The 12189-nt window shown below is 55.4% G+C and carries 11 protein-coding genes; all 11 read right to left on the reverse strand.

What is annotated here, in order from left to right:
- Positions 1-156: 156 nt before the first annotated feature.
- The 11 genes from NSS79_RS28105 to nifE all read right to left on the reverse strand — a co-directional run bounded on the left by NSS79_RS28105 (position 157) and on the right by nifE (position 12163).
- On the reverse strand, positions 157-1161 hold the full coding sequence (locus tag NSS79_RS28105) for an MBL fold metallo-hydrolase (protein WP_342437026.1): 1005 nt from the start codon (positions 1159-1161) through the stop codon (positions 157-159).
- A 42-nt stretch (positions 1162-1203) separates the two neighbouring features.
- Positions 1204-1938 carry a class I SAM-dependent methyltransferase gene (locus NSS79_RS28110; RefSeq protein ID WP_342437027.1) on the reverse strand — a complete coding sequence of 245 codons (735 nt, stop codon included), beginning with the start codon at positions 1936-1938 and terminating at the stop codon, positions 1204-1206.
- A 140-nt stretch (positions 1939-2078) separates the two neighbouring features.
- Positions 2079-3770, reverse strand: coding sequence for an alpha-glucosidase (locus tag NSS79_RS28115; protein WP_342437028.1), 1692 nt, complete (start codon positions 3768-3770; stop codon positions 2079-2081).
- A gap of 224 nt (positions 3771-3994) precedes the next feature.
- Positions 3995-5395, reverse strand: a complete 1401-nt coding sequence (locus NSS79_RS28120) for a collagen-like protein (protein WP_342437029.1) — start codon at positions 5393-5395, stop codon at positions 3995-3997.
- A gap of 244 nt (positions 5396-5639) precedes the next feature.
- On the reverse strand, positions 5640-6413 hold the full coding sequence (locus NSS79_RS28125) for a Cof-type HAD-IIB family hydrolase (protein WP_342437030.1): 774 nt from the start codon (positions 6411-6413) through the stop codon (positions 5640-5642).
- A 209-nt stretch (positions 6414-6622) separates the two neighbouring features.
- The gene (locus NSS79_RS28130) at positions 6623-7765 is read right to left on the reverse strand and encodes a homocysteine methyltransferase (RefSeq protein ID WP_342437031.1); all 1143 of its coding nucleotides are present in this window, start codon (positions 7763-7765) and stop codon (positions 6623-6625) included.
- On the reverse strand, positions 7762-8514 hold the full coding sequence (locus tag NSS79_RS28135; RefSeq protein WP_342437032.1) for a HesA/MoeB/ThiF family protein: 753 nt from the start codon (positions 8512-8514) through the stop codon (positions 7762-7764). Before NSS79_RS28135 ends, NSS79_RS28130 begins: the two co-directional genes overlap by 4 nt.
- Positions 8515-8551: 37 nt before the next feature.
- The gene (locus NSS79_RS28140) at positions 8552-9118 is read right to left on the reverse strand and encodes a DUF269 domain-containing protein (RefSeq protein WP_342437033.1); all 567 of its coding nucleotides are present in this window, start codon (positions 9116-9118) and stop codon (positions 8552-8554) included.
- The gene (gene nifX / locus NSS79_RS28145; protein WP_342437034.1) at positions 9102-9506 is read right to left on the reverse strand and encodes a nitrogen fixation protein NifX; all 405 of its coding nucleotides are present in this window, start codon (positions 9504-9506) and stop codon (positions 9102-9104) included. Before nifX ends, NSS79_RS28140 begins: the two co-directional genes overlap by 17 nt.
- Positions 9481-10809, reverse strand: coding sequence for a nitrogenase iron-molybdenum cofactor biosynthesis protein NifN (gene nifN, locus NSS79_RS28150; RefSeq protein ID WP_342437035.1), 1329 nt, complete (start codon positions 10807-10809; stop codon positions 9481-9483). The genes nifX and nifN overlap by 26 nt, the downstream gene beginning before the upstream one ends.
- Entirely contained in the window at positions 10799-12163 is a 1365-nt protein-coding gene (gene nifE / locus NSS79_RS28155) for a nitrogenase iron-molybdenum cofactor biosynthesis protein NifE (RefSeq protein WP_342437036.1), read from the reverse strand. The genes nifN and nifE overlap by 11 nt, the downstream gene beginning before the upstream one ends.
- Positions 12164-12189: the final 26 nt, after the last annotated feature.

The following is a 12189-nucleotide window of genomic DNA, read 5'->3' on the forward strand; positions in this document are numbered from 1 at the left end:
ACAGTGCAGCGGAAATATCGCGCTCACTCTGTGTCATGGCTTTAAGTATTGTTCTCTATTAGCTTTGTTGCGCTATTGCTTGCTTATTCCCGCCAGCCCCGCCCTCTTCACTCCGCGCGCGGCAACGTCCTGCCGCCGCTTGAGCTTAAAGCAGCTCTACGGGTTCAGAGCAGCGAACAACGTGCTGCCACCCGTCCCGGGAGCAGGCTCTATTACTGCCGCCCGCTCCCGGCGCACCAGCTCGGCGAGATGCGCCAGCGTCTCGCCCATGGCAAAGCGCAGCTGATGCGCGCTGGTTACGCGGCTGCGGAACATAGCCTCGCAGACGGCGAATCCGCTCAGCGGGCCTTCACCCAGCAGGGCGGCTGTGGCATCCAGCCGCTCCTCGTGATGGCGGAGCAGGCTGTCCAGCCGCTCCGCAAAGCCGGCGAACGGTTCCCGGTGCCCCGGGAACGCCACCGCCACCGGGTAGCTGCGCAGCGCACGCAGCCCCTCCATGAAGGTCAGCAGCGGCTGCGGATCGCTGCCGGGCTGCAGGCTGACATTGGGCGAGATTTGCGGCAGCACAGCATCGCCGCAGAGCATAAGCCCGCTGCCGCCGTGATAAAACGACACATGTCCCGGCGCATGCCCGCCGGTAACCAGCGGCTGCCACTCACGGTCCCCCATCGGAAAAGGGGTGGCAGCATTTATATAGGTTACCTCCGGCTGCGGGGTTACCTCGGGAAGGAAGCCCTCCAGATGCTCCCTGATCCCCTGAATCAAAGGCTCCGGCATCCCATGCCGGAGGAACTGGAGCGGCAGCGTCTCGTTCAGAGTGGCCTCCGCTCCCCAGGTCATCCGGGCTTCCGCATGAGCCCGTTCCGATATCCACACCTTGCTGCCGCTGCGGGCTTGCATCCAGCCGGCCAGTCCGTAATGGTCGGGATGATGGTGTGTGACAACAACACTGTGCACCTTGTCCCAAGAGAAGTCCAGTTCCTGCATAACCTCCTGCCAAGCCAGCTCCGCCTCAAGCGTATGCGGGCCGGGGTCAATCACCGTAAAGTTGCCGTCCCGGTCTGGCAGTAAATAGCTGTTCACCTGGCGCAGCGGCGGAGCCATCGGCACCGAAATCTGGATAATGCCGCTGTCTCTTATCTTGATTTCCGGCTTTCGCATGGAATCTTCGCCGCCTCCTCTAAGTCTTCTTCCCGAAACCATCTAAGTCCGGATCCCCCGGAAGATCATCCGGGTTGAGCTTTCTGCATCATAGTCGCTTTCATCGTAGCAGCCATGCACAGCTTCGAGGTGCAGTTCTGCGGCTGCGATCATCTTGCTGAACTGTTCCAGCGAATAGAGCTTTACCCGTTCATGGTAGCGGCGGGGCGTCTGATCTGTTTTGGAGGTAAGAATGATGTCTTTCATCACATAACCGTTTTCGATCCGGCGTGACTCATCGATGAGATTGTCTCCATCCTCACGAATGGAATGTGGTACAAGATGGCGGATCACATAAGCAGGGTTAAGGAAATCTATAATAAACTTGCCGCCCGGCTTAAGCATCCGGTGAATTTCCCGCAGTACCTTCACCTGTTCCTCATCCTCTTCAAAATAACCGAAGGAAGTAAACAGGTTAACCACTGCGTCAAAACCGCCATCCAGCGGCAGTTTCCGCATATCGGAGCGTATCCAGGTCACCGATCCGGCTCCCTTCTGGGAACGCGCCTCCCTCAGCAACGCCTCGGATAAATCTACACCGGTAACCTCGTACCCGGCCTCCGAGAGTGCCAGCGAATGACGCCCCATCCCGCAGCAGAGATCCAGCACTTTGGCGCCATGGGGAAGCGCAAGCCAGTCGATCATCTTTTCCACTTCGCGGCGTGCCCCTCCGAAGTCCCTGTGTCTGTAGACAATTAAATAGTCTTCTCCAAAGCTCTCTTCATACCACTCACTCATGATTTCTCTCCTCCCTCAGCACCTGCAAAAACCTCTCTATGTATGCTAATGTACCGCAATTGTAACCCCTTTTGCCGGCAAACTCAAAAAAGAGTCGCCATTTCGCCATACTTCCCGCGCCATGGCAACTCTCTGCTTATTCAACGTTGACGCTGCAGATATACCCTTGCCTCATAAGGACGAAGCTTCAGGTTCCTTAGATCTTCCTCTTTGGAAGGGGCATAATTGGAGATCAGCAGCTCCAGCTTCTCCGGCTGGAATTCACCCGGAAGCTCGAACACCGGCTCCTGGCCATAAAAATTCAAAATCACCAGCAGCCGCTGCTCCTCCAGCGTACGGGTATAGGCATAAATCTCCGGATGCTCCTCCAGCAACAGTCCATATTCACCATAAACGATCACCTGATGACTTTTCCGCAGCTCAATCAGCTTTTTATAGTAGTTAAAAATTGAATCGGGATCTTTGACTGCACTAGCCGCATTTATCTCCTTGAAATTGGAGTTCACTCTGATCCAAGGCACACCGGTTGTGAAGCCCGCTTCTTCTCCATCATCCCATTGCATCGGTGTGCGGGCGTTATCCCGGCTTTTTTGGTGTATGGCGGCCATAATGTCGGCTTCGGGTACGCCGTTTGAACGCTTTTCCTCATAATAATTGAGTGTTTCCACATCCCGGTATTCGTCGATGGATTTAAAAGCCACATTCGTCATGCCGATTTCTTCACCCTGATAAATGTAAGGCGTACCCTCCAGCATATGAATAAAGGTGGCCAGCATTTTGGCCGAAGGAACACGGTAGAAGAGATCGTCGCCAAACCTCGATACCGAACGCGGCTGGTCATGATTGCATAAATAATTGGCGTTCCAGCCCCGGTCATGCAGGACGGTCTGCCAGTTGCTGATGATTTTTTTGAGCTCCGTCAGGCGCCAGGGAACCACATCCCACTTGCCTCCGCCCGGTGAGGCGGCATCCAGATTCATATGTTCAAACTGAAAGGTCATGTTCAGCTCCCGGCGTCCGTCCCCGACATAATCCAGCGCCTGCTCCGGCCCGAGGCCCGAGGTTTCGCCAACCGTCATAATATCGTAGAAGTACAGCACCCGATCATGCAGATTCTGCAGCAGTGTGTGCACATGCGACAGGTTAGAGAACATATCATAGGCGCGCACCGTCGGCGTTCCGCCCGGATTATGCGCATCAGGGTAACCCTCCGCCTTCACAATGTGGGCGATCGCGTCAAACCGGAACCCGTCGACCCCTTTTTTCAGCCACCACTGCACCATTTCATGCAGCTTGTCGATTACCACAGGATTTTCCCAGTTCAGATCCGGCTGATATTTGGAATACAGATGGAGATAATACTCGTCCGTCACCGGATCCAGCTCCCAGACCGTGCCGCTGAAATAGGATTCCCAGTTGTTTGGCGGACCGCCGTTTTTGCCTTTTCTCCATATATAAAAATCCCGTTTGGGATTATCCTTCGAGCTTCGCGATTCAATAAACCACGGATGCTCATGGGAGGTATGATTTAGCACCAGATCCATCATCAGTTTCATGCCGCGCGAATGCATCTCACTGAGCAGCCGGTCAAAATCATCCATCGTCCCGAATTCCTTCATAATGTCGCAGTAATCACTAATATCATAGCCGTTGTCATGGTTTGGCGATTTATAAATCGGACACACCCAGATGACATCGACACCCAGATTCTGCAGGTAATCGAGTTTGGAAATAATCCCGCGCAGATCGCCTATGCCGTCACCGTTGCTGTCCATAAAACTGATCGGATAAATCTGGTACACGACGCTTTCTTTCCACCATTTAGGGTTCACTCCGGTTCCCTCCGCTTCCTTCAATTCCTGTAGTTTAAGATCCTGTCTCCGGCGAAACCGGCGCGGCTTCGCCCGGACATATTAATATATCTTAACCACACTGGAAGAAGACGATAACAACTCTCTTCTGTTATATGAATTATAAAAGGTGAAAAGCTCCTTTCGGAAGTCTTTCCACCCTTTTATCGAACTGTATAATCCCGGACATACAGTGTATGAATATACTAACTCAATTGCTTAATCACAATAGATGCATTCACGTTGGCTTGTGTGCCGCCAGCCAACGTCTGCAGCGTGACTGCTGCGGAGGAGCTGTGATTTCTCAGGGTCAGTACATCGCCGGAAGAAAGGGCGAATATGGCCTGCCCCGTGTTCTGCTGCGTACCCGCACCTGAGCCGTACACGGTGCCCGGAACGAGCGCGCCATTTACGAATAAGGCAAATTGACTTGGTTCTACACCCGATACTGAAAAATTAACTTCATAAATGCCTGCATTCGCAACCGAGATTGTAGTCGTTCCCGGGGCATGTGTAATTCCAGGTGTAAGGAACCCGTTGGTATCAAAAGAAACATCCGCCTCGATCGGCACAACCTGCGCTCCGAGGTTATACACATATCCGAACTGGGCTATCCCCCCTGCGGCACCCGTTGCACCCGTTGCTCCTGCTGGGCCCGCTGCGCCGGCAGCTCCTGTCGCTCCGGTGGCTCCCGCTGGTCCGGCAGGACCTGCCGGTCCGGCAACTCCGGCGGGTCCCACTGCGCCTGCGGCTCCCGTTGGACCTACAGGTCCCGGGGCTCCGCCTGGCCCTACGGGTCCGGGCGCTCCTGCGGGTCCGCCTGGTCCTACAGGTCCGGGTGGCCCTGCTACTCCGGCAGCACCTACGGGACCCGTTGGTCCTGCCGGTCCTGCTGGTCCTGCGGGTCCGCCCGCGCCTACAGGGCCCGTTGGCCCTGCCGGTCCCGGGAGGCCTACCAACCCGGCGGCTCCCGCGGCTCCGGCGGCCCCCAATGCTCCGGCGGCTCCCGCTGCACCCAATGCTCCCGCTACTCCGGCAGCACCAAGTGCTCCTGTCGCGCCAACTGCACCTAAAGCGCCGGCGGCTCCAGCGGCGCCCAATGCTCCCGCTACTCCGGCAGCACCGAGTGCTCCTGTCGCACCAACTGCACCTAAAGCGCCAGCAGCTCCGGCGGCGCCCAAAAGTCCGGCGGCTCCGGCAGCGCCTAATGCTCCAGTCGCTCCCGCTGCCCCGAGTGCTCCGGCGGCTCCGGCGGCTGCGAGCGCTCCAGCGGCGCCTACAGCACCGAGCGCTCCAGCTACACCTGTCGCTCCCACTGCCCCTGCTGCGCCGGCGGCGCCGAGTGCTCCCGCAGCTCCGGCCGCACCTGCTGCACCCAGTGCTTCTACAGCTCCTGCCGCTCCCAATGCTCCAGCGGCTCCAGCGGCGCCTAATGCCCCCAAGGGAATATTAACGCGAACGATTTGCTTTTTGACGATAATTTCCTTACAGTGGCATTTTCGGTTTACTGCACATTTTGTTTTTCGATGTTTTTTTCTTGGCAAGGGGCAAGCCATATCCGGTTTCTTGCATCCCCGCTCCTTAGTCTTATGCTCAGAGCGACCCATCCTCAACACCTCCAATAGACTTTATGTATACTACTCCATTCACCTATTGAAGGGCATAGACATCCGTCTCGTAGGCAATTATATATTTTTGCGTTTTTAGCCTTGTCACCTCCGTCTTCAGCTAATAGAACCGAACTCTCGGCGACAGCAAAAAAAAGGACTATTCTATTGCAGATTCTGCAATGAAAGTCCTTTAGTTTCAAACGAGATCTGTATTATTCCTTCTACCCGCAAAATCCCCAACCTACAGCAAACCCACCATCTTTAATCCTTCATAAATCCCGTTCTCGCTGACATGCTTGGTGACATAAGGAGCCACGGCCTTAACCTCATCCTCCGCATTGCCCATCGCGATGCCATGACCGACAAATTGCAGCATCTCTACATCATTGAGGCCATCGCCAAAAGCATAAATATCTTCCTTCTTCACCCCGAGATGCTTCATCATTTGGGCAATGCCGTTAGCCTTCGAGCCGTTGCCCGGCAAAACATCCATACAGAGCGGATGCCAGCGGATAAATTTGAAGCCGGGGTAGGCTTCCGCATACATATCCTGACTCTCCTTCGGGCAAAAGATCATCGCCTGATAAATTTCATTCAGCAGAAAATACTCCGCATCATGCGTCGGAAAGGCCAGCTTCAGCGATCCTATGCTCGTCTGAATATACTCATGCTCCGCAACGTTCACCTTCATGTCAATGGCATCAATATAGGCTACCGGCTGATCCTGCTTCTCGGCGAACAGCGTAAGCTCCTTCAGGGCAACCGTATCCAGCGGATTGCGGTAAATCACTTCCCCCTCAAAAACAACATATTGTCCGTTAAGCGAAACATACGAATCGATCCCCAGCTCTTCCCGCAGATCCTCAAACATGTAGGAGGCTCTCCCTGTAGCGATGGCCACATGATGGCCCCGTCGCTGGAGCTCCGCGATAGCTTCCTTGGTGGAGGCAGGCACCTGCTTATCCTCATCATAAATCGTACCGTCAATATCAAAAAAAATCGTTTTTGTAGTCATGGCTCTCCATCCTTCTTGCTTTCTCTATGAATCAATCCTGCTCAGATTGTAGTTGCTTACAGTAAGCTATGCAAGTTTTCAACAATAAACGCTGTTTTTTTACAGCAGAAGAACGTTCTGAACAATAATACCCGCCAAAAAAAGCAAGCAGCGTTCCGCCTCCACAAAGGAAGCGGTATGCTGCTTGCTTCATCACTTGCTCCAGGTGCTCAAACCGCATTCTGGGCCCGCTGCTGTTCCTCCATCAGCCACTGCACCAGCAAATACTCCGGAACGGTGTCTTTTCTGGCCTCCGCGTATACGCGGACCCGTTCCAGCAAACGCCCCGCCGTGTCGGCATTCACCTCAAGTCCTCTCTGTTCCAGCACATGGATTACACCATTGCTCCCGGAATGTTTGCCCAGCACGAAACGGTGCGTCCGCCTTACCTCCGCAGGATCAAAGGTCTGATACGTACTTTTCTGCTTCATCAGCCCGTCCACATGGATTCCCGACTCATGCGTAAATGCCAGCTGCCCCACAATCGGCTTCGCATCGCCGACACTGCGCCCGGAGGCGGCAATAACCTTATCCGCCAAACCCTTAAGCAGCTCCATCCGCACACCGCTCTCCCCGCCGTACAAATGCCGCCAGGCCATGGCAACTTCCTCCATGGCCGCGTTGCCCGTGCGTTCGCCAATGCCGGCTACGGTGGTGCTGGCCCAAACCGCACCTGCGGCAATGCCGCTAAGTGTGTTGGCGCATGCCAGCCCGAAGTCATTATGGCAGTGTACTTCCAGCTCCACATCCGCGGGAACCGCGCCGAGCAGCGTGCTTACCCGCTCCGCCATCTGCCCGGGATGATGGGCAGATACGGTATCCGCATAACGGAACCAGCGGATTCCTTCTTTATACAGGCTGTTCACCAATTCAACCAGGAAGTGCATATTCGCTCTGGAGGAGTCCTCCATCCCTACTGACACCGTCATTCCCAGCCTGAGTCCATGCTCCGCCGCACGAAGCAGCTTGTTCAGCCCCTCAGCCGGCGTCAGCCCAAGCTTGCCCTGAAGCTGAATCTCCGAGACCGGAATGGACACATGGCTCCAGTTCACTCCGGTACTGCGCGCCTTGTCGATATCGCCAAGGACCGAGCGGTTCCAGGTCGTAAGCTTCATGGGAAGCCCCAGTTCGGCGATTGCCGCAATATCCTCCTGCTCCCGCTTGCCCATGGCAGGAATGCCTACCTCTGCCTGCTCTACTCCGCACTCCGACAGCAACTTTGCGATTTCCAGCTTTTCCGCCCTCGTGAATGAAACTCCAGCCGCCTGTTCACCATCCCTAAGTGTCGTGTCACATAGCTTGAGACTTTTCACGGTTTACCTCCTTCTCCGCAGCAAGCGCAATTCGGATTACGGGTAAGCCCAACGCTGTAACAGGCGAAGTCGAGTGAGCTGAAGCGATGCATTACGCCCGCATAAGTTGTCCCTACCCTTGTAATCCATTTTACGGCTTCCAGTGCTGCCAAACAACCCGCAATTCCGGACGTAGCTCCCAAAACTGGAAACCCGAACGGTTCCCACTGCGGCTGCAGATCTGGATATAGGCATTCCAGGCAGGGCGTTTCCCCGGGAACAACAGTGGTAAGCGAAATTTCAAAGCCGTACATCGCAGCTTCCACCATGGGCGTCCCGGTATCCACACAAATGCGGTTCAACGTATATCTCTCCGGAAAATCATAGCGGGCGTCAATCACAACATCGGCGCTCTCTACCCAGGGTTTAGCAATCTTATATTCAATTTTGGAATTATGCCCTTCGATCTCCACATGCGGATTCAGCCGCTTCAGCTGCGCTGCCGCCGTGCTTATCCGTTCCATGCCCAGGTGATCGCTGTCCATAAGAATCTGCCGGTTGAGATCCGGTGCAAGGATGATTCCCTCATGGGCCAAAATAAGCTTGCCGACGCCAGCCGCTGCCAAATACAGTGCAGCCGTTCCTCCAAGTCCGCCGATTCCGGCCACCATAACCGTCGCTTCCTTCAGCGCCTGCTGTCCGCTTTCTCCAAGCAGCTTCAGCTGCCGGGCATACCGTTCCAGCTCCAAACCTCCGGCAAGCTGCTCCATCCCCGTCTCCCCCCTGCGACTGATATTCGTTTACTGGCTAGCCCTCCAGGCTAAGCAAACCGTGCAGGGCCGTAATTTCCTTATATTTATGCAAAAAAACCAGCCCTTCCTCCACACACTCCACCCCGTAGCGGATCAGCTTCTCTTCCGCCGTGAACGGAAAGGGGAAACCGGCCCGCAGGCTTTTGAGAACGAGGATCACCCGGCCGGTGTACAGCAGTCCGCGCCCGAAGCCTTCTCCATTAATCTCGGCGGTGCTCTGTACGATAACGCCGCTTTTTTCTTCCATCACGCCGGCGACGGCCTGAAAGACGAGCGGCACCTGATGCCGCACTTCCGGAGATACGGCACAGTTAAATTCCGACTTGCTTTTATCCTCGGCGGAAGCCAGAAACTGCTTGGCGATCTTTGCCTGCGGCGTAAAGGAAGCGTATTTGCCAAAGAAGTCTTCCGTATCCAGCAGATAGCATAAACGCCGGACAAAAGCATCCGCCGTATCCGGTTCCAGCGGCTTGTGGCTGGAGCGGCTGCGGCGTTGTATTGCCGCGCCTTCTTGTGCCGCTTCTCCTGACAGACTAATGTTCGTCTTAGCCATGGGTTCCATCTGCTCCCTCCCCTTCGCCTTCTTCTTCCGCCCGCAGCACCTTAGCCAGCCACATGGGCGGTTTGCCCTGAAGCATTTCCACCAGCCGTTTCACCTGCTCATCAATCGGACTGCCAAAGGGTACCTTCACCGGCATAATCTTGCGGCGGGTGACCCTCGCCGCTGCGGAGGCCCCGATCTGCATAATGAAGATCAGGGTACAATCACCTATCGCCTCCAGGCGGCTGTCGATCCTGCCTGCTTCATCCTCATTGAGCAGGGCGGGGAGCTTGCGCAGCTCCAAGAGCTCTCCGCCATTTTTGGCCACATTGTAAACAGCGAACATTGGACTTTGCCCGAAATGGGCATTTACACGGTTTCCGTCATCTGTGGCGAACGCTACCTTCACGGCGCTCAGCCTCCCTTCGCATCAACAAATTCCCAGCTTTATTACTCCATTCCATAGCACCCCTATAGCCGACCGAAACGGACATATACGCCCCAAGCTCGCTCCAGACCGGAAAACCAGCTGCCAGAAATGCAGCTTCAATACGTTCTGCTCCTGCGATCCCATGCGAGTTGCTGATCCATAAATCCGCGTCTTTTCCGAGCACCTCAGCATCATCCAGATCACCTACCCATACCTCCCGTTCCATACCTGCAACAATCGGAGTCTCATAGGATGCAATCAGCGACTTTTGTTCCATGCCCAATTCCTCAAGCCAGCTTGAGACGGAATACAGATGATCCGGCTCCAGCGCAGCCACCACCGACATTCCGGCAAATTGGAAATGTGCATCCAGCATGCTGTCAAGCAGATTCTCCCGCTGCCAGCAATAACGGAGCGGCACCGGCTCGCCGCTGATCTGATGCAGGAAATGCAGCAGATCATCTGTTGCCTTGAGTCCCATGGCTCCACTAAATACCTTGTAGGGTGTGCCCAGTGCATTGTGCAGCCTCCTGGCCGGACGTTCCATGCTGGCTCCGACGGCAATCGTAAGACCGGACTGCAGGCTCTGCAGCATGGAATCCAGCGGCACACCGCCTCGGGTCAGCGGGGAAAACCCGGTCAGCAGATGGCCGGACAGCGAGGTGGATATATCCGGTACAGCAATAACGTCAAATCCGAAGGAGGAGATCATTTCCTTCAGCTCCATCACATCTGCAGGTGTCAGAAAGGAACCCGGAAGCAGCGTAATCTGGCGGGTATTTACATTCCTTGAACCCCGGTGTCCAACCTGCTGGATCATCTCGTCGATCATTGCCTCCACTGTAGTGCCGAACCCTGACTCCAATGAGCCCCGAAAGTCGGGCAGCACGACAGAGAACGCCAGCCCGCCGCGCATATTGCGTTCCCGCTTATACATCTTGAGCAGGCTTTGGTAGTCCACTCCGGCCACATCGGTCAACTCCGTTCCCACAATGCCGATAATATCGGGCCGGTGCTTGCTCAGCACAAGATTGAGCGCCTCCTCCAAATTGCGGTTAGCATCGAAAATAACATCCATTTCCTGCAGCGCCGAGGTCTGTACGGCGATTGGCTCGCGGAAATGCCGGGTAAGCAGCGCTTTGGGAAAAGCGGAACAGCCTTGGGAGCCATGGATCAGCGGCATGGCGCGATAGCAGCCTTGAAGGGCCAGAACAGCCCCCAGCGATTGGCCAATCTTGATCGGGTTGACCGAGGCGGGCTTTTTTCTCCGGTTAACGGTCATAGGGCGGGGCCTCCTTATCCCATGGAGCAGGACTGGAGGCCAGCTTCCAGATTGGATTCGCCAGGGAATACGTCAGCTCCTTGGCCAGCCGCAGCAGCCCCTCATACCCGGCGTAAGCCTTGTGCCTCTCCTGGTTGATATCAATAAAAGGAATTTGCTCCTTCATCGCCACATACATATTGCGCCCGCCGGCGATCATGATATCAGCTTTACGTTCCCGTACAGTTTTGAGAATCCGGCTCGCACCGCCTTCCGGAATATATTCGGTGTCATCCCCTACCCGGTCGGCAATACGCCGCACATCATCCTCTGTGCTTTTGTTCGTGCCCACTCCAACCACCTGAACACCCAGTTCTTTAAGTGCGGAAATCACGGACCAGCTTTTAACACCGCCGGTGTACAAAACCGCCTTTTTCCCTTTCAGCAGCTTGCGGTACGGACGCAAATCCAAGGCCAGCCGGCTTTCTTCACGCTCGGTCAAACGGTCGACCCGGCGCTCCATTTCACGGTCATTCATCAGATACGCCATTTGGCGCAGGGAATACGTCGTTTCCTTGGCCCCGTAGAAAGAGCCCTCGAAATAAGGAATGCCATATCTCGACTCCATCTCTTTGGCAAGACCGAGCAGCGCGCGGCTGCAGACCACCATATTTACCTTGGCACGGTGCGCCCAGGTAATCTCCTTATATCTGGCATCTCCTGTAATACGCGAGGTTACGGCGATTCCGGCACTGTTCATCAGCTTCTCGATATCCCACATTTCACCGGCAATATTATATTCACCGATCAAATTGACACCGAGCGGAGTTCCCGGCTCCGGTTCACCTGTCCCGATCACATACTGCAGCAGAGCATCACCCGCCAGCCGGTTGCCCAGATTCTTGCTGCCGACAAAACCCGGGCTGTTCACGGGAATAATAGGGATATGCAGACGTTCCCCTGCCTCCTTGCACACCGCATCCATATCTTCGCCGATCAGAGCCGTCACACAGGTTGAATATACAAATATTGCCGGAGGCGCAAAGCGCCCGGCAATATAGTCGATACTTTCCTTCAGTTTCTTTTCCCCGCCAAAAATAATATCGGAATCGTTAAGATCCGTAGCGAAGCCATACTGGGACAGAGAAGGCCCGCTGGACAACGCCCCTCTGCTCTCCCAGCTGTTCCCGGCACAGGCAATCGGACCATGGACAAGATGCGCGGCATCCATAATCGGCAGCAATGTGATTTGGGCTCCGTCGAAGGAGCAGCCTCCGGCCGCTTCACCCGGTTTGGGCCGCGGACAAGGCTTGGATTTGGGGGAGAGGCTCCCGCAAGCCTCGGAATCAAATTCGTCTTTTCGCACAGGGTCCATCGGCTCTTCATCTCCTTCGTTAAAGG

This window comes from Paenibacillus sp. FSL L8-0436 (assembly GCF_038593025.1).
Taxonomy (GTDB): Bacteria; Bacillota; Bacilli; order Paenibacillales; family Paenibacillaceae; genus Paenibacillus_AQ.